At 70.4% G+C, this 22,699-nt stretch carries 21 protein-coding genes and 2 pseudogenes; 14 read left to right on the forward strand and 9 right to left on the reverse strand.

What is annotated here, in order from left to right:
- Window positions 1-4 precede the first annotated feature (4 nt).
- The 6 genes and pseudogenes from AB0I98_RS03645 to AB0I98_RS03670 all read left to right on the forward strand — a co-directional run bounded on the left by AB0I98_RS03645 (window position 5) and on the right by AB0I98_RS03670 (window position 5,666).
- Window positions 5-1,234: a sugar ABC transporter permease gene (locus AB0I98_RS03645; protein WP_362934646.1), complete on the forward strand. Its 1,230-nt coding sequence runs from the start codon at window positions 5-7 to the stop codon at window positions 1,232-1,234.
- Window positions 1,231-2,130 carry a carbohydrate ABC transporter permease gene (locus AB0I98_RS03650; protein WP_149830125.1) on the forward strand — a complete coding sequence of 300 codons (900 nt, stop codon included), beginning with the start codon at window positions 1,231-1,233 and terminating at the stop codon, window positions 2,128-2,130. The genes AB0I98_RS03645 and AB0I98_RS03650 overlap by 4 nt, the downstream gene beginning before the upstream one ends.
- A gap of 97 nt (window positions 2,131-2,227) precedes the next feature.
- Window positions 2,228-2,770: pseudogene (locus tag AB0I98_RS03655) on the forward strand (DUF3459 domain-containing protein); the annotation flags it as partial.
- 205 nt (window positions 2,771-2,975) lie between these two features.
- Window positions 2,976-3,470, forward strand: a complete 495-nt coding sequence (locus AB0I98_RS03660; RefSeq protein WP_356925323.1) for an aminoglycoside phosphotransferase family protein — start codon at window positions 2,976-2,978, stop codon at window positions 3,468-3,470.
- Window positions 3,471-3,661: 191 nt separating this feature from the next.
- Window positions 3,662-4,585, forward strand: a complete 924-nt coding sequence (locus AB0I98_RS03665) for an aminoglycoside phosphotransferase family protein (RefSeq protein ID WP_356925324.1) — start codon at window positions 3,662-3,664, stop codon at window positions 4,583-4,585.
- 166 nt (window positions 4,586-4,751) lie between these two features.
- Window positions 4,752-5,666, forward strand: a complete 915-nt coding sequence (locus AB0I98_RS03670; protein ID WP_356925344.1) for an aminoglycoside phosphotransferase family protein — start codon at window positions 4,752-4,754, stop codon at window positions 5,664-5,666.
- A 142-nt stretch (window positions 5,667-5,808) separates the two neighbouring features.
- On the opposite strand, the gene AB0I98_RS03675 is transcribed toward AB0I98_RS03670, so the two are convergent.
- Together AB0I98_RS03675 and AB0I98_RS03680 are read right to left on the reverse strand one after the other, a co-directional pair.
- The gene (locus AB0I98_RS03675; RefSeq protein ID WP_362934649.1) at window positions 5,809-6,360 is read right to left on the reverse strand and encodes an HIT family protein; all 552 of its coding nucleotides are present in this window, start codon (window positions 6,358-6,360) and stop codon (window positions 5,809-5,811) included.
- Window positions 6,361-6,821: 461 nt separating this feature from the next.
- A complete protein-coding gene (locus tag AB0I98_RS03680; protein ID WP_362934652.1) occupies window positions 6,822-7,922 on the reverse strand; it encodes a nuclear transport factor 2 family protein in 1,101 nt (366 codons plus the stop codon).
- Window positions 7,923-8,083: 161 nt separating this feature from the next.
- Between AB0I98_RS03680 and sigJ the strand changes: the two genes are divergently transcribed.
- Both sigJ and AB0I98_RS03690 read left to right on the forward strand, forming a co-directional pair.
- Window positions 8,084-9,022: an RNA polymerase sigma factor SigJ gene (sigJ, locus tag AB0I98_RS03685; protein ID WP_362934655.1), complete on the forward strand. Its 939-nt coding sequence runs from the start codon at window positions 8,084-8,086 to the stop codon at window positions 9,020-9,022.
- 196 nt (window positions 9,023-9,218) lie between these two features.
- Window positions 9,219-10,115, forward strand: a complete 897-nt coding sequence (locus AB0I98_RS03690; RefSeq protein WP_362934658.1) for an alpha/beta hydrolase — start codon at window positions 9,219-9,221, stop codon at window positions 10,113-10,115.
- Between the two features lie 162 nt (window positions 10,116-10,277).
- On the opposite strand, the gene AB0I98_RS03695 is transcribed toward AB0I98_RS03690, so the two are convergent.
- The 7 genes and pseudogenes from AB0I98_RS03695 to AB0I98_RS03725 all read right to left on the reverse strand — a co-directional run bounded on the left by AB0I98_RS03695 (window position 10,278) and on the right by AB0I98_RS03725 (window position 16,757).
- Window positions 10,278-11,285, reverse strand: a complete 1,008-nt coding sequence (locus AB0I98_RS03695; RefSeq protein ID WP_362934661.1) for a sigma-70 family RNA polymerase sigma factor — start codon at window positions 11,283-11,285, stop codon at window positions 10,278-10,280.
- 52 nt (window positions 11,286-11,337) lie between these two features.
- Complete coding sequence (locus tag AB0I98_RS03700; RefSeq protein WP_362934664.1) at window positions 11,338-12,471, reverse strand: histidine kinase; 1,134 nt, start codon at window positions 12,469-12,471, stop codon at window positions 11,338-11,340.
- Window positions 12,472-12,689: 218 nt separating this feature from the next.
- Window positions 12,690-13,331, reverse strand: a pseudogene (locus AB0I98_RS03705) (response regulator transcription factor); the annotation flags it as partial.
- 209 nt (window positions 13,332-13,540) lie between these two features.
- Window positions 13,541-14,203: a hypothetical protein gene (locus tag AB0I98_RS03710; protein WP_362934667.1), complete on the reverse strand. Its 663-nt coding sequence runs from the start codon at window positions 14,201-14,203 to the stop codon at window positions 13,541-13,543.
- A 79-nt stretch (window positions 14,204-14,282) separates the two neighbouring features.
- Entirely contained in the window at window positions 14,283-14,615 is a 333-nt protein-coding gene (locus AB0I98_RS03715) for a hypothetical protein (RefSeq protein ID WP_362934670.1), read from the reverse strand.
- Window positions 14,616-14,775: 160 nt separating this feature from the next.
- Window positions 14,776-15,381 (reverse strand): DinB family protein, encoded by a 606-nt coding sequence (locus AB0I98_RS03720; protein ID WP_362934673.1) that lies wholly within the window; start codon window positions 15,379-15,381, stop codon window positions 14,776-14,778.
- Window positions 15,382-15,455: 74 nt separating this feature from the next.
- The gene (locus tag AB0I98_RS03725; RefSeq protein WP_362934676.1) at window positions 15,456-16,757 is read right to left on the reverse strand and encodes a phytase; all 1,302 of its coding nucleotides are present in this window, start codon (window positions 16,755-16,757) and stop codon (window positions 15,456-15,458) included.
- A 187-nt stretch (window positions 16,758-16,944) separates the two neighbouring features.
- Here AB0I98_RS03725 and AB0I98_RS03730 point away from each other — a divergent pair, with 187 nt between their 5' ends.
- The 6 genes from AB0I98_RS03730 (at window position 16,945) to AB0I98_RS03755 (ending at window position 22,576) form a co-directional block, all read left to right on the forward strand.
- Entirely contained in the window at window positions 16,945-17,070 is a 126-nt protein-coding gene (locus AB0I98_RS03730; RefSeq protein ID WP_362934679.1) for a hypothetical protein, read from the forward strand.
- Between the two features lie 252 nt (window positions 17,071-17,322).
- Window positions 17,323-18,408 carry an LLM class flavin-dependent oxidoreductase gene (locus AB0I98_RS03735; protein ID WP_362934682.1) on the forward strand — a complete coding sequence of 362 codons (1,086 nt, stop codon included), beginning with the start codon at window positions 17,323-17,325 and terminating at the stop codon, window positions 18,406-18,408.
- Window positions 18,405-18,992 carry an FMN reductase gene (locus AB0I98_RS03740; RefSeq protein WP_362934685.1) on the forward strand — a complete coding sequence of 196 codons (588 nt, stop codon included), beginning with the start codon at window positions 18,405-18,407 and terminating at the stop codon, window positions 18,990-18,992. The genes AB0I98_RS03735 and AB0I98_RS03740 overlap by 4 nt, the downstream gene beginning before the upstream one ends.
- A 73-nt stretch (window positions 18,993-19,065) precedes the next feature.
- Complete coding sequence (locus AB0I98_RS03745; protein WP_362934688.1) at window positions 19,066-19,782, forward strand: response regulator transcription factor; 717 nt, start codon at window positions 19,066-19,068, stop codon at window positions 19,780-19,782.
- Window positions 19,783-21,180 (forward strand): HAMP domain-containing sensor histidine kinase, encoded by a 1,398-nt coding sequence (locus tag AB0I98_RS03750; RefSeq protein WP_362934691.1) that lies wholly within the window; start codon window positions 19,783-19,785, stop codon window positions 21,178-21,180. It begins immediately after the preceding gene.
- Window positions 21,181-21,292: 112 nt separating this feature from the next.
- Complete coding sequence (locus tag AB0I98_RS03755; protein ID WP_362934694.1) at window positions 21,293-22,576, forward strand: ArgE/DapE family deacylase; 1,284 nt, start codon at window positions 21,293-21,295, stop codon at window positions 22,574-22,576.
- Window positions 22,577-22,699: the final 123 nt, after the last annotated feature.

The raw sequence follows: 22,699 nt of genomic DNA on the forward strand, positions 1-22,699 counted from the left end.
CGCCATGGTTTCCCGTCCGACGCGCCGCTCGAGCCGGGCGCCCGGCGGCGCCACCCCCACCGCCACCCCGGCGTCCGCAGCTGCGGACCCCCGAACGGCCGGCTCACCGGGCACACCTGACACGCCCGGTGGGACCGGTCCGCACGCGGCGCCCCGCGCACACCTCGCCCCGCGCGCGGGGCGCCGCCGGGAAGGACTCTGGGGCTGGCTGTTCGTCAGCCCCATGGTGATCATCCTCGGCCTGTTCCTGGTGCTGCCGATCCTGATGGCGGCTTGGGTGAGCCTGCTGAACTGGGACGGCCAGTCCAACCCGTTCAGCGGCCAGGCGACGTTCGTGGGCCTCGGCAACTACCGCGCACTCCTCACCGAGGACGGCCTGGACCGCACGCTGTTCACGACCTCGCTGCGCAACACCGCCTACTACGTGCTGCTCACCGTGCCGCTCCAGACCTGCCTCGCGCTGGGCCTGGCCATGATCGTCAACCAGCGGCTGCTGCGCGCCCGGGGCGCCCTGCGCACCACGTTCTACTTCCCGTCGGTCACCAGCTCCATCGCCGTCTCCACCATCTTCCTCTTCCTGTTCCAGGGCAGCGGCGCCGTCAACACGCTGCTGTCCTGGGCCGGGATCAAGGGACCCAACTGGTTCGCCGACTCGCGCGGCGTGCTCTCACTCCTGCTCGGCGCCCTCGGCATCGTCGACCCCGACAGGCCCTCGGGATTCCTGGCCGACCACTCCTTCATGGGCCTTTCGTGGTTCGAGTGGCTGTCCGGGCCGTCCGTCGCGATGTGCACGCTCATCGTGCTCGCCGTGTGGACGACGTCCGGCACCCTGATGCTGATCTTCCTGGCCGCCCTCCAGGACGTCCCCCGGGAACTGGAGGAATCGGCCGCCATCGAAGGCGTCAACCGTCTGCAGCTGCTGCGCCATGTGACGCTGCCCGCCCTGCGACCCGTACTCTTCTTCGTCCTCACACTCGGCATGATCGGCTCGTGGCAGGTCTTCGACCAGGTGTACGTCGTGAGTCAGGGCGGCCCGGCCAACACGACACTGACGCCCGCCTTCCTGTCCTACACGGCGGCTTTCGGTGACGGCGACTTCGGCCAGGGCGCGGCCATCGCCTTCATCCTGCTCGCCCTGATCCTGGCCATGACCGTGCTGCAGCGCTGGGCGCTGCGCGAGCGCGCCCCCCGGCCCAGCTCCCGTATCCGTCTCCGTCTCGGGAGGAACCGATGAAGGCCAAGGCCACGGCCGTCCGGGCCCAGGAACGCCCCGTGCTCGGACGGCACCCGACGCACCTGCGGATACTTGGATACACGCTCGTGCTGGGGCTCGGGCTGCTGTATCTGATGCCGTTCGTCATCCAGCTCGTTACCGGGTTCAAGACGGACCCGGACGCGGCGGCCCACCCCCTCGGACTGATCCCGTCCCCGCCGACGACCGCCTCCTACCAGCGACTGTTCGGGCTGAGCCAGAACGGGGACGGCGTCCCCTTCCTGCGCTGGCTGGGCAACTCGACGTTCATCGCCGTCGTGGCCACGGCCGGGCATGTGCTGTTCGACTCCATGGCCGGGTACGCGCTGGCCCGGCTGCGCTTCCGGGGACGCACGCTGCTGTTCGGCTTCGTCATCGCCGTGATGGCGGTGCCCGGCATCGCCCTGCTGATCCCGCGGTTCCTGGTGCTCAACACCCTCGGGCTCTTCGACACCTACACCGGCATGATCCTGCCGATGCTGGTGGGCGCGGGCGGCATCTTCATGATGAAGCAGTTCTTCGAGTCCATCCCGCGGGAAGTGGAGGAAGCCGCGCGGGTGGACGGCGCCGGGGTGTTCCGCACCTTCTGGTCGGTGGTCCTGCCGATGGCCCGGCCCGCCCTGATCACTCTGACCATCCTGTCGTTCCAGGGCTCCTGGAACGAGTTCACCCACTTCCTGGTCGCCACCCAGTCCGCCCAGTACGAGACGCTGACGACCGGACTGGCCCGGTTCGTCTCCGGTGGCCTGGGCAGCGGCACCCAGTACCCGCTGAAACTGGCGGCGGCCCTGCTGTCGACGCTGCCGGTGGCGGTGCTGTTCTTCTGCTTCCAGCGCTACTTCGTCCGGGGCGCCAACGCCGGAGCCGTCAAGGAGTAGCGGCGGGCGAACCCGTAGCGACCCGCACCGCGCCCCCACCGAAGGAGTGCACAACCGCATGCCGACAACCGGTAACACCGCACCGTGGTGGCGCAGCGCGGCGGCCCTGCTGATGCTCGGCCTCCCCGGCGGCGCCTACGTCTACCAGGGTGAGGAACTCGGCCTGCCCGAGGTCGAGGACCTCCCGGAATCCGTCCTCCAGGACCCCATCTGGGAACGCTCCGCCCACACCGACCGCGGCCGGGACGGCTGCCGGGTTCCGATCCCCTGGTCCGGCCGGACCACCCCCTTCGGCTTCAGCCCCGACGGCGCCTCCGCCGCCCCCTGGCTCCCCCAACCCGCCAACTGGGGCGAGCGCACCGTGCAGGCACAGACCGGCGACAAGACGTCGATGCTGGAGCTCTACCGCACGGCCCTGCACCTGCGCCGCGAACACCCCGCCCTCGGCGACGGCACCCTCACCTGGCTGGACAGCCCCGAGGGAGTCCTCGCCTTCAGTCGCGGCCAAGGCTTCACCTGCGTGGTCAACCTCTCCGCCGAGCCGTACCCACTCCCCGAACACGCCTCGATCCTGCTCTCCAGCGGCCCCGTAGAAGACGACCTGCTGGCACCTGACCAGGCAGCCTGGCTCTCGGCATAGCCACCACAGGAAAGAACGTCGGACAACTGCCCGCCCCGATCCACCCCCTGAGACAGCCAGGGCCTGTCCGGTGCCCTCCCCGCCCACCGGACGGGCCCTGGCTCTTCCGCCCTTCCAAAGCGCGGCAACCTCTCGCCGCGCACAGTTGTGATCGTGAGGGAGATGCGGTGACTGCTGAGGTCCACAGCAACGCAAGCCGGTAGAGGTGCCCGAGGCCCTTCGGGGCTTCGACCGCCGGCAGCACCAGGGCGAGGCGGGGCGCCGGTGGCCGGCGGCCCTGCCGGACACCGGCGCCGAGTGGTGCGACCGGTGGAACCTGGAGGTCGACGGGCAGCCCATGCACGGTTACCACAGCCTCGTGGTGCCGGTCGGCCGAGACGGCGAGCCGCCGGCGCTGAAGCTGACCTGGCCCGACCGGCATACGGAGGAGCAGATGCCGGCGCTGCGTCTGTGGGACGGCCTCGGCGCGGTCCGGCTGGTCGACGCCGACATCGCGGCGGCCGTGGTCGGGGGCGTGGGCATCACCCTGCACGGCGTGTGGTGGTACACCGCACTCAACCACGCGTGCCCGCCGGACGCGCGGGGCAGGCTGCACGACGCCGCCGTCCCCGGATTGTGGAGCCCGTCGGGATGGCTGGGGCTGTGCCCGCTGCGGCGCTGGTCGGGGTGGGCGCCGTGGCCGGGCTGGGCGCTGGGGTGATCATGCTCGCCGGATCCCTTACGCGGCTCGTCCCCCGCTTCAGCCGCTACGGTGCGGCGGGACCCGTCCGCCGAAGGCACCCGCTTCGCCCGGCCGGCCGGAGCGGTCCCGGGGCCGCTGACCGACCGTGACCGGTACTCGACCCGTGACCAGTGATCGACGTGACCGATACCTCCGCAGGAGATCCCGCCATGAGCCCCAGCCAGGACAGTTCCGTGCCCACCGCCGAGCGGCCGGTGCCCGACCTGGACCTCGCGCGCCGACTCGTGCGCGAGCAGTTCCCCCAGTGGGCCGAGCTGCCGCTTTGCCCGGTCGAGCCGCAGGGCTGGGACAACCGCACCTTCCGCCTTGGCTCCGACCTCGCGGTCCGGATACCCAGCGCGCGGGGTTACGACGCCCAGGTCGAGAAAGAGCACCGCTGGCTGCCGGTGCTCGCCGAAGTGCTGCCACTGCCGATCCCGAAGCCGGTCGCCAAGGGTGCGCCAGGCCCGCTGTTCGACGGTCCGTGGTCGGTGTACGCCTGGTACCCCGGGCAGACGCTGAACCGCGCCGGTGCCGGGGAAGCCGATCTGGCCGCTGTCGCGGTGGGCCTGGGCGAGTTCCTGACGGCCCTGCGCGCCACGCCGACGCAGGACGCCCCGCCGCCGGGGACGCACAACTCCTCGCGTGGCGCCGAATTCACGGTCTACGCCGACGAAGCCATCCTGGCTCTCGCCGGGCTCGTGCCCGAAGTGCGGGAGGTGGGCGAGCGGTGCGTCCGCCGCGCCACGGAGTCTTCGTGGATCGAGGCACCGGTGTGGCTGCACGGCGACATCGCACCCGGAAACCTGCTGCTGAGCGAGGGACGGCTCTCGGCGGTCATCGACTTCGGCTGCTCCGCCGTCGGGGACCCTGCCTGCGACCTGGTGGCCGCGTGGACGATGTTCGACCGCGAGACGCGTCCGCTGTTCGTCCGCGCGGCCGGTCTGGACCAGGACACCTGGCACCGCGCCCAGGGTTGGGCGGCCTGGAAGGCGGCGATCACCCTTGCCGGGGCCGACAGCACGCCGGAGGCGCGGTCGCTGGCGGAGCGAACCCTCGCCGAGCTGGCCGAGGACGTCGCGCAGCAAGCCTGAATCGGGCGGGAGTCAGGCCACCTGCACCACGATTCCCGACGCCTCGACAGTGCGGCTACGACAGCGACGACGGCTGTGAAGTGGCTGGTGCCGGGCTGCCGACAGGCAAGGTCGCGCGACAAGAAACAGGTTGCAGTTGGAGAACCTGACGCGGATGCTTTTCACCGTGAAGATGCACGCCAACCAGCTGACGGTGTCGCCTGAGACGGTGCGCACGTTGGTCGATCAGCAGTTTCCTGAGTGGCGGAGCCTGCCGGTCAGGAGCATCGCTGCGCAGGGTACGGTCAACGCCCTCTTCCGTATCGGTGACCGGTTCGCAGCTCGATTCCCTCTGGAGTCCGCAGAAGTCGAGCCGACCCGGCGCTGGCTGGAGTCCGAGGCGGAAGCAGCTCAAATGCTGGCAGGTCGCACGCGTTTCCCCACGCCCGAGCCGGTCGCGCTCGGTGAACCCGGCGCAGGCTACCCGCTTCCGTGGTCTGTGCAGACGTGGCTGCCCGGGATCGTGGCCGCCGATGAGGACCCCGGCGAATCGGTGGCGTTTGCCCACGACTTGGCCGATCTCATCGGCGACCTGCGCGCTATCGACACGCGTGGCCGCACGTTTGCCGGTACAGGCCGAGGAGGCGACCTGCAAACCCATGACGCCTGGATGGAGACCTGTTTCAGGCACAGTGAGCAACTCCTGGACGTTCCTCGGCTTCGCCGTATATGGGCAACTTTGCGCGATCTGCCGCGAAGTGCGGCTGAGGACGTCATGGCCCATTGCGATCTGATTCCTGGCAACGTGCTCGTGTCCGCCGACCGTCTGGCGGGGATTCTCGACGTTGGCGGCTTCGGACCGGCTGACCCTTCTCTGGATCTCGTGAGCGCATGGCATCTGCTCGAGGCCGGACCGCGGCAGGTGCTCCGTGATCACCTGGGCAGCGACGACCTTGAATGGGAGCGAGGCAAGGCGTGGGCTTTCGTTCAAGCGATGGGGTTGGTCTGGTACTACGTCGAAAGCAACCCGGCCATGAGTCGGATGGGTCACCGATCCTTGGAGCGCATCCTGGCGGACAGTTCGCTTCGGTCATCGACGTGAGGACGATGGGCCGGCGATGAGATGGATGTCGGTCAGGCAGCAGCCTTCATCACGGCCGGGGCGATCGGTGCCCGTGCTGATCGTCGAGTCGGCTGCTTCTTCGCCCAGTCGACTATCCGGGCTCCCGGGACTTGAGATCCGGTCACAGCACCCGGAGTCCGCCGCGGGCCGCGATGCGTTCACGGATACGCGCGGCCATGTCGACGGACTCCTCGGGGCTCATGGCCAGCACACCGCCTTCGGCCACCAGGGCGTGGAACTGCTGCTGCTCATAGGGCACGTCCGGCGGCAGGCCGGCGATGTGCCAGTGCAGATGCGCGTTGCCCTGCTGGCTCCCCAGCGAGTACAGGTACGTCCGCTCGGCTCCCACGCAGTCCTCCACCGCGAGGGCGACCTCCCGAACGACGAGCATGAGCCGGACGTACGCCTCTTGGTCGAGATCACGAACGACATGCTCGACATGCCTCTTCGGCGCGACCAGGACCTTGCCGGCCAGGGTGGGCCACCGGTCGAGGAAGGCGACGTGGTCCTCGTCCTCGAAGACCGTGTGATGCCCGTAGTCGGGGTGCCCCGAGACAAAGGCACACACGAAGCACGGCCCACGACGCGCCCTGTCCTCGTAGGCGTCCAAGTCAGCTCGCTGCCGTTCCGTGGAGTTCGTCACGCGTTGATGCGAGGCACGGGGCGTGATCATCCACCGAGTATGGCGAGGCGGTAAATCCCGCACAAGGCGTCGTGGCCAGCCTCCAGATCAGCGTGGGCGGGGGGCTGCGTCCCGACCGGCCGAAGGCACGTCCAGGGCACATCCAGGGCACATGAGCATGGGAAACGGCGTAGACCGATGAGAACTGCGGGGAGGTGTTCCCGCAGGTCAACGCACATCCCGCCAAAAAACCCCAGGTCAGCACCCCACCTCTTCCAATCGCTGCACGAGTGGCAGGACTTCTCACACCGCCTTCACGAGGCCGGCCACCAGCCGTACTGCTTGGTGTGGCCCTGACCTCGGGTTTCCTTCACTGATGTGCACCTGCGGGCGGCGTACGAGCAGATAGCCGGGCCGGTGCCGGCCGGGCTGCCCGCTGGCGGTGGTGGGCCTCACGGGAGTCTCAGGCTCGGCGGCGATGATCAAGCCCGGGCCCTCCCTCCCGGGCCGGGTCAGTATCCGATGGCCTCTCGGAGAAGCAGCACGGTGCCGCGCCCTGGGCGGGGTTCCGCGTTGAGGATGAGCAGGCGGTTGACGGCGCTGGGCATCCCGTACACCGCCTGCGCGCGGGCGTTCTCCAGCGGGAGGGCGTGCTCCTCGATGCGACGCAGGGCTGTGCTCAGGTCGGGCACCACCTTCTGCGCGCCGACGATCCAGACCGCGTGGGCGGCGCCGCCCGCGTTGGCAGGGAGTTGGCTGCCGCTGCCCGAGGCGAGGACGAGCGAGCCGGTCTCGGTGACCGCGGCGACGCTGTTGACGACGAATTCCGGGCTGGCGACCAGCCTTCGGATCTCGTCGGCGCCGGTGGCACGGTCGATGGCCAGAGTGCGGGGCCTGATGGCGTCGTACTGGCCGCTGGCGTTGATGTCCTCGTCGATGCCGGACAGTCGGAGGGTCTCGCTGGCTCCGGTGAGCACGCTGGCGCCCTCGGGGACCAGGTCCTTGATGCGGGCGCGCGCTTCTGCGGCGTCGTCGAGGATCTCGGCGGCGAAGCCGCCCGCACGCAACGCTGCGGCCACCCGCTCCAGTTGTTCGGCCGTTGCCGGGTCGGTGAAGGATGAGGGCGGAGCCGGGGTGGCCGTGGCGTGTGCCGGGTCGGTCCCGGAGCCCTGCGCAGTGTGGGGTGCCGTGCCCGTCAGTGGGGAGGTGTCGAGGTACCTGACCTCGTACACCCGCTCGGCGAACTTCCAGCCTTCCTCGGTGCGCCGGTAACGGTCGTGGTAGACGGCGTAGTTCAGACCCTGGCGTCCGTCGAGGGTGCGCACGAGTTCCTGGATGTAGGCGCGGCCGGTCGCGGTGTCGCCGTCGAGCTGGATCGTGCCGGGGTGTGTGTTCTGTACGAAGAAGTCCCACTGGCTCTGCAGCCGCTCGCCCCCGGCAAGGATCTCCTCGCGGCCGATCTGCTCGACGGGGATGTTGGGCATGCGCAAGGCGCCGTCCGGTGTGAACAGCGCCGCCAGGCGGGGTCGGTCGCGCATCATCACCGCGTCGGTGAACTCGGCGCGCAGTGCCTCGATCTCGACGCGGTCCGCGATGGCCTGGAAGTCGTTCATCAAAGTCCCCTCTCCGTCTCGTTGTCGCCCTCACCGGTTCGACACCGTTACGACAACGCAGCCCTCCGGAATGTGAGGCGACGCGTCGGCCTCACATTCCGGTGCGCTGTCTTGTCGTAGCGGGTAACGGCACAGAAGCGAGCGAGGGAGACGGCCAGACCATGACCACCAGAGCCGAGCCCGGCGACGATCAGAGCGATCCGGGCCTCAGCGCGATCATGAGTGAGCGGCGCCGGCTGATCAACCTCGGCTATCGACTCCTCGGTTCCCTTGCCGACGCCGAGGACGTCGTGCAGGAGACCTACGCCCGCTGGTACGCCATGTCCGCACGGGAGCAGCAGGCCATCGAGTCGCCGGGCGCCTGGCTGATGAAGGTCGCCAGCCGCATCTGCCTGAACCTGCTCGGCTCGGCGCGGGCCAGGCGGGAGACGTACGTGGGCGACTGGATCCCGGAACCGCTGCCCGAACCCACGGAGTGGATCACCGGGCGCTCCGGCGCCGGCGGGACCGACCCGGCCGACCGGGTCGCTCTCGACGAGTCGGTGACGATGGCCTTCCTGGTCGTCCTCGATGCGATGACCCCGGCGGAGCGCGTCGCGTTCGTCCTGCACGACGTCTTCCGTTACCCCTTCGGCGAGGTCGCCGAGATCGTCGGCCGCACTCCGGCGGCGTGCCGCCAACTGGCCTCGTCCGCCCGCCGGCGCATCCGCACCGCGCAGAGCCCGGCGGGCCCGAGTGCCGGGCAGGCCGGCATCGTCAGGCAGTTCAGAACGGCGTGGGAAGCCAAGGACATCGACGCCCTGATCAGCCTGCTCGACCCCGACGCCGTCGCGACCGCCGACGGCGGCGGGCTTGCCGTCACCCACCTGCACCCGATCGTGGGCAGTGAGCAGATCGCACGCGCCTACGCCGAGATCGCCCGTGTGTCGGGCGACCGCACCACGTTCCTGGAGTGCACGGTCAACGGCCTGCCCGGCTTGGTAGCACAGCAGGACGGCAACCTCTCGACCGTGTTCGCGTTCGAGATCGCGGGCGACCGGATCAGGCATATCTGGGCGGTGAGAAACCCCGAGAAGCTCCGTCCGTGGCGGATCAACTGAGGAACGATCCGGGACACCGGGGGCCGGGCCGCTGCGCATGCCTTCGCTCGGCGGCGATGATCAAGACCGCGCATGGGCTTGGCCTAGGCAGGTGCTCAAGCAGGGACTCACGCGCTGACCGTTGCGCTGCGCAGGATGAGCGTCCATTATCAGGATTCCTGTTGTTTCAAAGTTGCAGCGATCGGTGGAACCAGTCATGCCCCTCAGCCCGAACTTGCAGGCCAGAGCCATCCAGCTACTCCTGGGCGGCATGATCTCCCGCGTCCACAAGGACCTGCGCTTCACCGACATCCCGAAGCGCACCGAATCCCTGCGGGTGGAAACGAGCGCGGGTCCGGTGCCCTGCACCGTCTACCGCCCGACGGCAGCCACCGCCGACACGCCCGCCCCGGTGTACATCAACTTCCACGGCGGCGGCTTCATCGTCGGCCGCCCCGAGCAGGACGACCACATCTGCCGCTACATAGCCGCCACCGCGGGCTGTGTCGTGATCAACGTGGACTACGCCGTCGCCCCGCAGCGGCGGTACCCCGTCCCCGTCACCCAGGCGTACGACGTCGCGGCGTGGGTCGCGGAGACCGGCCCCGCCAACAACTGGGACGGCTCGCGACTCGCCGTGGGCGGGCACAGTGCCGGGGCCAACCTGACCGCCGCGGTCTGCCGTATGGCCCGGGACCGGGGCACCTTCTCGCCGCGGCTCCAGATCCTCGACTCCGCGCCGCTCGACCAGGTCGCCGACCCCGCCACCAAGCACTCCCCCCTCGCCAAGCCGCTGCTCAGCCCCCGCTTCATGCGGGTCTTCACCGACGCCTACGTCCCGGACCCGGCCACCCGCGCCCTTCCCCTCGTCTCACCCGCACTGGCCGACGACCTCGCCGGGCTGCCGCCCGCCCTGGTCATCACCGCGGAGTACGACCGCCTGCGCGACGAGGGCGACGCCTACGCCAAGGCCCTGGACGCCGCGGGCGTCCAGGTAACCCACCGCGTCTTCGAGGGTGTCGACCACTACTTCACCCACACGGGCCCGGTGCCGGTCGGAAAGGAGGCCATCGAGCTGATGGCCGCGACCCTGCGCACCGCACTCGCGGCCTGACCACAGTGCCGACGATGAAGGTCCCCGAAAGAGCGGAACCCCGGCCGCCGCGCGGCTGGGGTTCCTTGAGGTGATCGCCGTGGATCAGGTGGGGCTTCGGCGTCGTCGCTGGTATGACCGAGGGGCGCTGACGGAGCCATCGGTCGGTGAAGGTGCGCTGCGTCACGCTTCCTGCTCGCCGAGGTGCGGGGGCAGGTCGAAAAGCGGGAACAGTCGCTCGGTGTCCCGGAAGACATGGATGTCGGTGATCCGGTCCCCGGAGATGTCGACGACCTGAAGGGCCCAGGGTTCGAATCCCGCTCCGGTGACGCTGGGCCGGTACTGGCCGAAGGCCGGCGAGCCGTTCGCCAGAGTGGGGACCATCCGGGATCCCCGGCAGCCGACGGCGGGTCCGGTCAGCCAGGCCTGGATGTCGGAGACGCCTCGCATCCACAGGGCGTATGGCGGCAGGGACATGGTCGCGTCCACGTGCAGCAGCATGGTCAGCTCCTCCATGTCGAAGCTGGAGAAGGCCGCGGCATACCGCTTCGCCAGTGCCCGCTGAACGGCGTCGGGCGGCTGTACCGCCGTGTCACCGGTCGCTTCGCGGCTGGCTGCCAGTGTGGCGCGGGCGCGCTGGAGCGCGCTGTTGACCGAGGCGACGGTGCAGAAGTGCAGGTCTGCGACTTCGCGTGCCGAGAAGCCCAGGACTTCCCGCAGGAGGAGGGTCGCGCGCTGCTTGGACGGCAGGTGCTGCAGGGCGGCGACGAATGCCAGGCGCACGGATTCGCCGGCTTCGGCTGCCTCCGCGGGGTTGGCCGGCGTGTGGGTCAGAGCGGCCGGACACGGCTCGATCCACAGGCTGGGGTCCAGTGGCGGGCCCGGTGAGGTGGCACCGCTGGTCGGGGCCGAGAGGTCCATCGGGCGAGCCCGGCGCTTGCCGGCGGCGAGTGTGTCGAGGCAGACGTTGGTGGCGATGCGGTAGATCCACGACCGTAGTGACGACCGTTCCTCGAACCGGTCGAGGCTGCGCCACGCCCGGACCATGGTCTCCTGCACGGCATCTTCCGCGTCGAAGACCGAACCCAGCATTCGGTAGCAGTAGCCGATCAACTCGGTCCGGTGCGCCTCCAGCCGGAGCGCCGCCGATTCGTGACCGAGTCCGACAGCGCCGACTTCCTGACCATCCATCCCCGCCCCCTAGTCCTGCCCGGGCAGGATAACCCTGACCGGGGTCCCCCGGTCAGGCGTCCCCATGCGCCGGAATCCGCAGCGTCACCTCGTAGCCGCCGCCCGGTGCAGGGCCCGATTCGAAGGTGGCGTCCAGGAGTTCGGCGCGTTCTCTGAGGCCGATGAGGCCTTGGTGGGAGCCGGGGAGGGGTAGGGAGGGGCGGGTGGGGGGTGTGTTGGTGATGGTGACGCCGAAGGTGTCGGGGTTCTGCCAGAGGTGGACCTTGGCGGTCGCGCCGGGGGCGTGTTTGCGGACGTTGGTGAGGGCTTCCTGGACCGTGCGGTAGACGGCGCGCTGGGCGGGGGTGCTGATGTCCGGGGGGAGTTCGCCGGTGAGGTCGGCGTCGATGCCGCTGGTCGTGACGAGCTTGTGGAGGTCGGCGAGGGTCGGCTGCGGGGTCAGTTCGGTGGTCCGGCCGCCGGAGGCCCGCAGCAGGGTGACCATGTGGCGTAGTTCGTCGAGGGTGTCGACGCTGAGGGAGCGGATGGTGCGGGCGCCCTCCTTGAAGGAGGGGTCGGTCGCGGCCACTTGGAGCGCGCCTGCCTGTACGGCGATCAGGCTGACCTGGTGGGCGACGACGTCGTGCATTTCGCGGGCAAGTTGGGCGCGTTCGCGGGCGAGGACGGCCTGGGAGTGCAGCAGGCGTTCGTGCTCGCGGGCCTCCTCGATCTCGACGAGGCGGCGGGCCAGGTCCCGGCGGGCCTGGACGAGTTGGCCCAGCAGGACGGGGGCCGCGGCGGTGGCGAGCGTGTAGAAGAAGTACACGACCGTCCAGGTGCGGTCGTGCGAGGCGAAGTCGCTCAGCGGCCAGGGCGTGGCGGAGGCGAGGGCGAACAGTACGGCGAACAGGGCGAGGAGACGCCGGTTGCGGGAGCGTTCGGCCAGCGTGAACAGCGCGGCGAACGGGGCGAAGACGATGTTCAGCAGCAGGCTGGCGGGCAGGGTGAGCAGGAACACCGGAAGCGGGAAGCGGCGTCGTACGACGAGCGCGGCGCAGGCGAGCGCGGCCATGGACTGCGCCACGGCGCCCACGTCCTCCACCAGGCTGATCAGAATGTCCGCGAGGGCGACCACGACCACCACGGCATCGATGACCGGCTCGGGCATCCGTGCCCACCACGCCCTGGCCACCCTGACCGCGCTCATCGCCCATGCTCCGACCGCCGCTGCCCCTCGCCGCGCCCCCCGTGCCGCTGCCCCTCGCCGGACTCCCGACGCCGCTGCCTCTCGTCGAGCTCCCGGCCTCGCTGCCCCTCGTCGTACTCCCGACGCCGCTGCCCCCCGTCGAGCTCCCCGCGCCTCTGACCTTCGCCGGACTCCCGACGCCGCTGCCCCTCATCACGCTCCCCGCGCCCCCGCCCCCCATCGAGCAGCCCCGCCCGCTGTGCCAGCAGCGCCGCCTGGACCCGGCTGCCGACTCGCAGCTTGGTGAAGATCGCGCTGACGTGGTCCTTGACGGTGCCCGCGCTGAGGTGGATCCGGCCGCCGATGTCGGCGTTGGACAGACCTTCCGCGATCAGCACGAGTACCTCGCGCTCCCGGTCGGTGAGCCGTCCGACGCGGGTGACCTCCTCGTCGTCGACGGTCCCGGCGCCGGGGTGACTCTGCCAGACGGCGCGCGACGCCTTGGGCGACATCACCACGCCGCCCGCCGCCAACGTCCGGACAAGCTGGGCGAGTTGATCGGGCTCGGTGTCCTTGAGCAGGAATCCGGCGGCCCCGGTCCGCAGCGCGGTCACGATGTACTCGTCGGCGTCGAAGGTCGTCAGCATCGCGACGACCGGCGGCTGCGGCAGGGCACGCAGCTGCCGCAGCACGGTCAGCCCGTCGACGTCCGGCATCCGGATGTCCAGCAGCACGACGTCGGGACTTTCACGCCGTACGGCATCGACGGCCTCCGCACCCACCGTCGTAGCGACGACCTCGATGTCGTCGGCCGCGCCCAGGATGAGCTGGAAGCCGGATCGCACCAGGGCCTCGTCGTCGACCACCACTACCCGGATCACGTGCGCCCCGCCTCATCTTGATGGTGCGTACGCCGTCGGCCGCACGCCGGTGCTGATTGTCACCGCACCGACCGTAGAACGGAAAACCCCTGGTGCGGCGGCTCGGCCGCGGACTCCCGCCACCCGGGGGGAGGCTTCCGGCCGTCCGGAGGAGAGACGCGACCGGATGGCGGGGGGACCGGACATGCCGAGCCCGGTCGCCCCCGTCTCTAGGAATCCGGTGACGTCAGGCAGTACGTAAGGTCGCGGAACGTGCCGGGTCCCGCGGCGAAGTCAGGTGCGTCGCTGTAGAAGAGGGCGGCCGCGTTCGGGTCGCCGTACGGGGTGATCTGACGGCAGGTGTCGCGGCCGTCGCCCTTGATGATCCGCTCGAGACGCAGCAAGGCTTTCGGGTCGTTGCACGGCACCCGCGGTCCGATGGGCGTACGGACGTCGAAGCCGCTGTAGCAGTCGCCCTCCTTGCCGTAGATCATCAGGCACAGGCTGGGCTTGTCGTTGCGGAAGTCGAAGCCGGTGTAGTCGTCCTTGATGCAGAGGTCCGACTTGCCGTTCGGCACCAGCCGGGTCACCCGGGCGACCGCGTTGCGGTGGGCGCAGTCGACCACCCAGACCTCACCGCCGCGACCGGGACCCTCGGCACCGACGCAGTCGCCCTCGCGTGCGGAGGTGGTCGGGCGGATGTCTGCCTGCGAGCCGGCCGGGGACGAAGAGCGGGCCGACGGCGTGGAGGTGGAGGAGGTGGAGGGCGTACTCGTGGCGTCGGAGGACGGGGTGCGGCTCGCCCCGTCCGGGGCGGTCTCGGTGCCGCACGCGGTCAGCACGGTGACGGCGAGAATGCCGCCGGCGAACAAGAGGCTACGGGAGCTGCTCACCCCAGTTGTCTACCTGGAAGGGTCCGGGACCCCTCCCGAGCCGAGCGTCGAGCGCCGCGGAGCACCGGACGCGGGAGCGTCAGCGATGCCGATGCCCCACCAGCACCCCATGCGCCACCACCGCCGACTCCTCCGGCCCTTCCCGCCCGGCCACGCACACCTCGACGTACCGCGTCCCGCTCGCCTCGTGGCGTTCCCGCACCGTCGGCACGCCCTCCTCGGCGCACGGCACGATCGCCACGATGCCGTTGCGGGCCAGTACTTCGGCCATCAGGCCGATGCGTTCGGGGTCCGTGTCATGGCCGTTGAGGCGGTCGAGGACCTCGACCCGGCGCTGTTCGGCCAGCAGGCGTTCGGCGAGGGCGCAGGCGGCGGCACGCCGGTCGGCGGCCGTCGGCCCGGTGACCCACACCGTCGCTCCCGGGCACGTACATCGGCATTTCACGTCGGACATGTCGCTCAACACGGAACCCCACCCTCCTGTTGAGTGCTTGACCATACTGGGGCCGCCACCTGGTTTCACCATGGGGAGCGCATGAGATTCTCCTGAGACACCCCGCCCCCGATCCCGGTCACGCGTCCCGGTCGGCGCCCCGCCCGGCATCCCGCGCCACCCGCTCCAGTCGGCTCCGATACTCCTCCCACCAGGCCGAATCACCCGGCGGCAGGCTGTCGTTGCCCTTGTTCATCCCGACGGCACCGTCCATGAGTTCCCGGATGATGTCGGCGTGCCCGGCATGCCGGTGGGTGTCGGCGATGACGCGCACCACGGCATGGTGCAGCGTCACTTCGTCCCTGCCGCTGGGCCACCACGGCACCCTGCCGACCGTGTCCAGCGGCAGCGCGTCGATCGTCGCGTCCGCGTGTGCCCACGCCCGGCGATACAGGCCCACGATCTGCTCGCGTGACTCGTCGGCGGTGGCCCACATGTCCGCGTTCGCCTCGGCACCCTCCTCGACCCACGGCAAGGCCTCACCGGAGGGCCGTCCGAACGTGTCGCCGAGATACCCGAGTTCCACCGTGGCCACGTGTTTCACCAGGCCCAGCAGGTTCGTGCCGGTCGGCGTGTGCGGGCGGCGGATGTCGTACTCCGAGAGCCCTTCGAGCTTCCAGAGCAGGGCATCACGGGCGGACTGCAGATAGAAGTGGAGGTCGGCTTTGGCGTCGGATGCGGTCATGACATGACCGTACGGCCGCCGGACGGTACCCGGCGGCCGTACGCGACCGCACGACTCACGGCCTACATGTCCGCCTACATGTCCGCGGCGTCCACCACCGCACCCAGGTCGACGAACTTGAAGCCGGTGGCCGTGCGGTCCTGCTCGCCCGGGGTCTCCTCGCCGTCCTGGACGACGAGCAGGCCGCGCGGATAGCGGGTGCCCAGCGGGGCGTTGAGGATGGCGGCGCCGTCGCACTCCTCCACGCTGTCCAGCGTCGAGGACGCGGCGCCGACCTTGAACCCGCCCTCGTACTCGTTGGCGTCGCCGACCTCACGGTCGTACAGGGCGAAGGTGTTGTCGCCCTGGCTGGAGGCGAGAAGGTAGCCGTCGCCGTCCCGCTCCTCGAACAGCGTCAGGCCCTCGACGTCGGCCGACAGGTGCTCGCCGCCGAAGCCGGGGTCGGCGCCCGGCGTGCACTCCTCGGTCGCCTCGTCGTAGGTGCCCGGGACGCCGTACTCCTTGGTCTTGTCGATCAGGACGGGCGTGCCGGTGAGGTCGGCGCGCAGCCGCCAGATGCCGATGTCCTCCTGGCCGGCGTACAGCGTGCCGGTGGCCGGGTCGACGACCATGCCCTCGACCTGCGGGAGTTCGCCGGGCTCCAGGCAGGGGGTCCAGCTGGTGCCGTTCGGCAGGCGGAAGGAGGAGGGGAGGTCGAGGGTGCGGACCTTGCGGTAGCCGACCTTGCCGTCCGCGGCCGGGACGAGTTCGAGCAGAGCGAGGCGGGTGCGCTCACGCTGGCTGACCAGGGCGTACGTACGGCCGCTGGCCTTGTCCTTCCAGGTGCCAAGACCGTACGCGGTCTGCTGGTCGTTGATCTCGCTCTGGTCGGCGGAGAAGACCGGGGCGGCGGCCGGGTCGGTGATGTCGGTGAGCGGGGCGTCCGGGCGGGAGGGGTCGATGCGGTAGATCCGCAGGCGGTCGTTGCCGCGGTCGCTGACCACCGCGACATCGGCCCGGCCGGACGAGGTGCGCAGGCCGCTGATGAGGTCGACGTTGTTGTACCGGCCGGGCGCGTCGTCCGCCGACGGCGGCTTCGGCGCGGCGATCGACTGCACCAGGCGCGCGTCCAGGTCGTAGACCCGCAGCCCGCCCTCCTTGGCGGTCGCCATGACGAGACTGCGCCCGGGGTCGGCGGGGTTCCGCCAGATCGCCGGGTCGTCCGCGTCGGAGTTCTGGCCGGCCTCGTCGTCGAAGAGCGGCGCGGACTCGCTGCGCGCGGTCACCACCGGCAGCTCGGCGTCCGCCCCCGCGGGGGACGCCGCGAGGAGGGTGGCCAGTGCGGTACCGGCGGCGAGGGCGGCGGCTCTGCGTGCGGCGCGGGGCGTCGTTCTCACGGGCGCTTCCTTACGTCAGGGGTGTCAAGGACATGCCGATGGTGGGCGGGGAAGTTGGCGCCCAGGGGGACGTCGGCTGTCCGGGAGACATCGCACGAGGCTCACGGTGCACGGACCGCCGCCATCGTCCCCTTCCCCCGCAGAACCACGTTGGGAGCGATTTCGACCTGGCTGCGACTGGGAACCGATGAGCCTGCGGGCCGTACTTGTCGCCCAGCCGTCCGCCGGGGACGAGGAGCACGCCGAGCGCGAGGGCGTAGGAGGCGCCGAGCCACTGGACCAGGCCGGCGGCCGCCGCCGAGGTCCGCGGTGATGGTGGGGGCGGCGATGTTGGTGCTGGTGGCGTCGAGGAGGTCGAGGACGTCGGCGGCGAGGACGACGGCGAGGATCGCCCAGCGGGTGGGGCGGGGAGGGCAGGTTCCCTTGTGTCGTACAGTATCTGTGTCAAGCAGATAAATGTGCCGAGTGGTGGTCGCGGCCGTCAAGCTGATTAAGGAATAAGGGGAGCGGTGGGGCCGTTCGACGGTATAGTTGAACGGTCAACAACTTTGGAGGATGAGCGACCATGCAGTTCGGGATCTTCAGCGTCGGCGACGTCACGCCGGACCCGACGAACGGCCGTACGCCGACCGAGCGTGAGCGCATCAAGGCCATGGTCGCCATCGCGCTGAAGGCCGAGGAGGTCGGCCTCGACGTCTTCGCGACCGGCGAGCACCACAACCCGCCGTTCGTGCCGTCGTCACCGACGACGATGCTCGGCTACATCGCGGCGCGGACCGAGAGGCTGATCCTCTCCACCTCCACCACCCTCATCACCACCAACGACCCGGTGAAGATCGCCGAGGACTTCGCGATGCTCCAGCATCTGGCGGACGGTCGCGTGGACCTGATGATGGGCCGCGGCAACACCGGGCCGGTCTACCCCTGGTTCGGGCAGGACATCCGGCAGGGCATCAACCTCGCCATCGAGAACTACGCCCTGCTGCACCGGCTGTGGCGCGAGGACGTCGTGAACTGGGAGGGGAAGTTCCGTACGCCGCTGCAGGGCTTCACCGCCACGCCCCGGCCGCTGGACGGCGTACCGCCCTTCGTCTGGCACGGCTCCATCCGCTCGCCGGAGATCGCAGAGCAGGCCGCCTACTACGGCGACGGCTTCTTCCACAACAACATCTTCTGGCCGGCCGACCACACCAAGCAGATGGTGGAGCTGTACCGGAGCCGGTACGCCCACTACGGGCACGGCACGCCCGAGCAGGCGATCGTGGGGCTGGGCGGTCAGGTGTTCATGCGGCGCAACTCGCAGGACGCGGTGCGGGAGTTCCGGCCGTACTTCGACAACGCGCCGGTGTACGGGCACGGCCCGTCGCTCGAGGACTTCACCGAGCAGACCCCGCTGACCGTCGGCTCACCGCAGCAGGTGATCGAGAAGACGCTGGGCTTCCGCGAGTACGCCGGGGACTACCAGCGCCAGCTGTTCCTCATGGACCACGCCGGGCTGCCGCTGAAGACCGTCCTTGAGCAGATCGACATGCTGGGCGAGGAGGTCGTGCCGGTGCTGCGCAAGGAGTTCGCCGCGGGGCGCTCCGCGAGTGTGCCGGACGCGCCGACCCACGCTTCCCTCAAGGCGTCTCAGGAGGTGACCACCGTATGAAGCTCGTCGTCGTGTCGGCGGGACTGAGTGTCCCGTCGTCCACGCGGTTGCTGGGCGATCGGCTGGCCGCGGCGGTGGCACAGGCCTCCGCTGTGGACGTCCAGGTGGTCGAACTGCGCGAACTCGCCGTCGAGATCGCGCACAACTTCACGAACGGGTTCGCGGGACAGCGGCTCTCCGCCGCGATCGACGCCGTGACCGGGGCGGACGGACTGATCGTCGTCACGCCCGTGTTCTCGGCGTCGTACAGCGGACTCTTCAAGTCCTTCTTCGACGTGATCGACCCGGACGCGCTCGCGGGCACGCCGGTGCTGATCGCCGCGACCGGCGGTACGGCCCGGCACTCCCTGGTCCTGGAGCACGCCCTGCGTCCCCTCTTCTCCTATCTGCGGGCCGTCGTCGTGCCGACCGCCGTGTACGCCGCGTCGGAGGACTGGGGCGCGGAGGGCCTGGGCGGGCGGATCGAGCGGGCGGCGGGGGAGCTGGCGGGGCTGATGGCCGGGGTGCCGAAAACGGTGCGGACCGGCACGGAGGAGGTCGTTCCGTTCGCGGAGCAGCTCGCCGCGTTGCGTCCGGCAGGGTGAGACGTTCGTAAGAACGATCGCCTGGGGCCGCTCATCAGGTCGTACGATCCCCGCCCTTTGCCACTATGGACGGGTGCCCCAGACTGTTCTGCTCGCTGAAGACGACCGCGCCATCCGTCACGCCCTGGAACGGGCCCTGACTCTGGAGGGCTACCAGGTCACCGCGGTCGCCGACGGGGTGGAGGCGCTGGCGCAGGCGCATCGCACACCACCGGACGTGCTGGTGCTGGATGTGATGATGCCGGGGATCGACGGCCTCCAGGTGTGCCGGGTGCTGCGGGCGGAGGGCGACCGGACTCCGATCCTGATGCTGACGGCGCTGGTGGAGACGCAGGACCGGATCGCGGGACTGGACGCCGGCGCCGACGACTATGTCGTCAAGCCGTTCGACGTCGAGGAGGTGTTCGCGAGGCTGCGGGCGCTGCTGCGCAGGACCGGCACGGCCCCCGTCGAGGTACCGGCGAAAGCCGCGGAACCGCAGCTTCCACCCCGGCTCCTCGAAGCCGCCGGGCTGCGGATGGACATACAGGCACGGCGGGCGTGGCGCGGGCCGCGGGAGCTGGAGCTGACGCGCACCGAGTTCGAGCTGCTGGAACTGCTGGTGCGCAACGCGGGCATCGTGCTCGACCACTCCACGATCTACGACCGCATCTGGGGCTACGACTTCGGGCCCGGCTCCAAGAATCTCGCCGTGTACGTCGGCTACCTGCGTCGCAAGCTCGACGAGCCGGGTGCGCCGCAGCTGATCCACACGGTGCGGGGCGTGGGTTACGTGCTGCGGGAGGACTGAGTGGTCCGGCCCCGGCGGCTGAGGCTGCTGTCGCTGCGGACGACGTTCGCGGTGTCCTTCGCGGCCGTGACCGCCGCGGTCACCGTCCTGGTCGGCATCCTGTCGTACGGCGCCGCCGCCCGGCTCGTGCGCGTGGACCAGCAGTCCGTGTTCGACGAGGTCGTGCAGGATCTGCGGGGCACGTTGCAGCAGGAGCGCATGACGACGGAGGACTTCTCGTCGTCGGAGCCCGGTCATGATCTCGTACGGCCCGCCCGCACCGATGTGCAGGTGCTCGGGCCGGACGGTGCCGTGGTCGACCCCGGCCGTCCGGGGCTGCCCGTCACCGACGCCGACCGTCGCATCGCCGCCCGCTCCACCGCCGGGGCGCTGACCGAGCACGCGGACGTCGACGTCGGGGACGACGTGTACCGGATCGCGACCGTCGCGCTCGGCGGCGGGCGAGGCGCGGTGCAGGTGGCGCAGGAGTTCAGCGACACGGAGGATCTGCTGCGGGCGCTGCAGCAGCGGACGTTGATCCTGATGGCGGCGGTCGTCGTCGGCGCGGGGCTGTTCGGCTGGTGGCTGGCCCGGCGCATCACGCGCCGGCTCGTCATCCTCACCTCCGCCGCGGAGGACGTCGCCCGCACGCGCCGGCTCGGCATCCAGGTCCCCGTCACCGGCTACGACGAGGTGGGCCGCCTCGGCCGCGCCTTCGACCGCATGCTGGGGCGGCTCGCCCAGTCCGAGGAGGACCAGCGGCGGTTGGTGCAGGACGCGGGGCATGAGCTGCGGACGCCGCTGACGTCGCTGCGTACGAACATTTCCCTGTTGCGGCGGATCGATGAGCTGCCTGCCGGGACGCGGGACGAGCTCGTCGCCGACCTTGGCCAGGAGGCGCGTGAACTGACCGATCTCGTCAATGAGTTGGTGGATCTGGCGGCCGGGCAGTCGGACACGGAGCCGCCGCAGCGGGTCGATCTCGCCGATGTCGCCGAGGATGTCGCCGGGCTGGCGCGGCGGCGTACCGGGCGGGAGATCGTGGTGCGGGCGAGTGGGGATACGGCGACGGACGGGCGGCCGGGGATGTTGCAACGGGCGCTGTCCAACCTTGTGGAGAACGCGGCGAAGTTTGACCGGGAGGGGGCGGCGCCGATCGAGATCGTGGTTTCCGGGCCTGCGCGGTCCGGGGCGATCCGGGTTGAGGTTCTTGATCGGGGGGCCGGTATCGCGGATGAGGATCTGATGCGGATCTTCGATCGGTTTTATCGGGCTGCGGATGCGAGGTCCCTGCCGGGGTCTGGGCTGGGGTTGTCGATTGTGCGGGAGGTGGCGTTGGCGCATGGGGGTGCGCCGTTTGCCTATCGGCGGGAGGGGGGTGGGTCGGTTATTGGGTTCACGGTGGGTGGGGCTGCCTAGTAGCTCGGGGGCTTCTGCCGTTTGGCGGGTGCGGGTTTTATGTGGTTGATCGCGCAGTTCCCCGCGCCCCTGACGGGGCGCTGTCCCTCCCTGCGTGGAAAGGATCCGCCTTGTGTTGAGTCATGAAGAAGCCTTGGTGCTCTCGGAGATCGATGAGGCTGCTGTTGCGCGGACGTTGCTTGAGTTGATCGCTGTTCCGAGTGTGACCGGGAGTGCGGCTGAGGCGGAGCTTCAGCATCAGTTGGCCGGGCGGTTGCGGCGGCTCGGGATGGATGTCGATCTGTGGCCGATGGATCTGGCCGCGCTGCGTGCGCATCCCGAGTTTCCGGGCTCGGAGGCGCCGCGTGAGGAGGCTTGGGGGCTGGTCGGGCGGACCGCGGACGGGGGTGATGGGCCGGTCTTCGTGTTGCAGGGGCATGTTGATGTCGTGCCGGCGGGGGATCCGGCCGCGTGGGAGGGGGATCCCTTCGTGCCGCGGGTCACCGGTGATCTCGTGCACGGGCGCGGGGCCTGTGACATGAAGGCGGGGCTGGCGGCGCACCTTGCTGTGCTGGGGGCGATACGGGCCAGCGGGGTGCGGTTGTGCGGGCAGGTCGCCGCGCACTTCGTGGTGGGGGAGGAGGACGGTGGGCTCGGGGCGTTCGGGACGTTGCAGCGGGGGTATCGCGGGGACGTCTGTGTCATCGGTGAGCCGACCGCCGGGACTTTGGTCACCGCGAACGCGGGTGCGCTGACGTTCCGGATCGCGGTGCCCGGGAAGGCGGCGCATGCGAGTTCGCGGGAGCGGGGCGTCAGCGCGATCGAGGGATATGTGACATTGCACAGGGCGCTGGCAGAGCTGGAGGCCGGCCGCAACACCGGCCCCGACCCGCTCATGGCCGAGTACCCCATCCCGTACGCCCTCTCCGTCGGCACCCTCCACGCCGGTGACTGGGCGAGCAGCGTGCCCGATCTGCTCGTAGCCGAGGGGCGGTTGGGGGTGCGGCTGGGCGAGGATCCGGCTGACGCGAGGGCCTCCTTGGAACGCCGCGTCGCCGAGGTGTGTGCCGCCGACCCGTGGCTGCGGGACCATCCGGCGACGGTGACGTGGCCGGGCGGGCAGTTCGCGAGCGGGCGGCTGGCGCCGGGGCATCCCCTTACGGAGGTGATCCGTGCCGCCTACGCCGACTCGGTCGGCGGTGACTCGGGGCTGCGGGAGCGCGGGGCGCCGTACGGCAGCGATCTGCGGCTGTACGCCGGGGCCGGGGTGCCGACCCTGCAGTACGGGCCGGGGGACATAGCGGTGGCGCACAGTGCGGCGGAGCACGTGTCCGTGCGTGAAGTGGTGGAGGTGGCGCGGACGTTGGCGGTGACGGTGTTGCGGACGGTCGGTACGAAGGGGGCCGTCGGCGGTTGATGCGGCGCACCACCCGCATCACAGACCTGGTCAAGGCCACGTGCCCCGCCGCCGGCGGTGGTGACAGCCAGCGGCGAGCGTCAGCCACGGCCCGAGCGAGTGCCGTTCCGTTGACAGGGGCCG

The sequence above is a fragment of the Streptomyces sp. NPDC050211 genome (assembly GCF_040656035.1).
Lineage (GTDB): Bacteria > Actinomycetota > Actinomycetes > Streptomycetales > Streptomycetaceae > Streptomyces.

Coding starts and splice junctions, on each gene's coding strand:
- AB0I98_RS03645 (WP_362934646.1), top strand. CDS start 5: ATGGTTTCCCGTCCGACGCGCCGCTCGAGCCGGGCGCCCGGCGGCGCC.
- AB0I98_RS03650 (WP_149830125.1), top strand. CDS start 1,231: ATGAAGGCCAAGGCCACGGCCGTCCGGGCCCAGGAACGCCCCGTGCTC.
- AB0I98_RS03665 (WP_356925324.1), top strand. CDS start 3,662: ATGAGCCCCAGCCAGGACAGTTCCGTGCCCACCGCCGAGCGGCCGGTG.
- AB0I98_RS03675 (WP_362934649.1), bottom strand. CDS start 6,360: ATGATCACGCCCCGTGCCTCGCATCAACGCGTGACGAACTCCACGGAA.
- AB0I98_RS03680 (WP_362934652.1), bottom strand. CDS start 7,922: ATGAACGACTTCCAGGCCATCGCGGACCGCGTCGAGATCGAGGCACTG.
- sigJ (WP_362934655.1), top strand. CDS start 8,084: ATGACCACCAGAGCCGAGCCCGGCGACGATCAGAGCGATCCGGGCCTC.
- AB0I98_RS03690 (WP_362934658.1), top strand. CDS start 9,219: ATGCCCCTCAGCCCGAACTTGCAGGCCAGAGCCATCCAGCTACTCCTG.
- AB0I98_RS03695 (WP_362934661.1), bottom strand. CDS start 11,285: ATGGATGGTCAGGAAGTCGGCGCTGTCGGACTCGGTCACGAATCGGCG.
- AB0I98_RS03700 (WP_362934664.1), bottom strand. CDS start 12,471: ATGAGCGCGGTCAGGGTGGCCAGGGCGTGGTGGGCACGGATGCCCGAG.
- AB0I98_RS03720 (WP_362934673.1), bottom strand. CDS start 15,381: ATGACCGCATCCGACGCCAAAGCCGACCTCCACTTCTATCTGCAGTCC.
- AB0I98_RS03730 (WP_362934679.1), top strand. CDS start 16,945: ATGAGCCTGCGGGCCGTACTTGTCGCCCAGCCGTCCGCCGGGGACGAG.
- AB0I98_RS03735 (WP_362934682.1), top strand. CDS start 17,323: ATGCAGTTCGGGATCTTCAGCGTCGGCGACGTCACGCCGGACCCGACG.
- AB0I98_RS03740 (WP_362934685.1), top strand. CDS start 18,405: ATGAAGCTCGTCGTCGTGTCGGCGGGACTGAGTGTCCCGTCGTCCACG.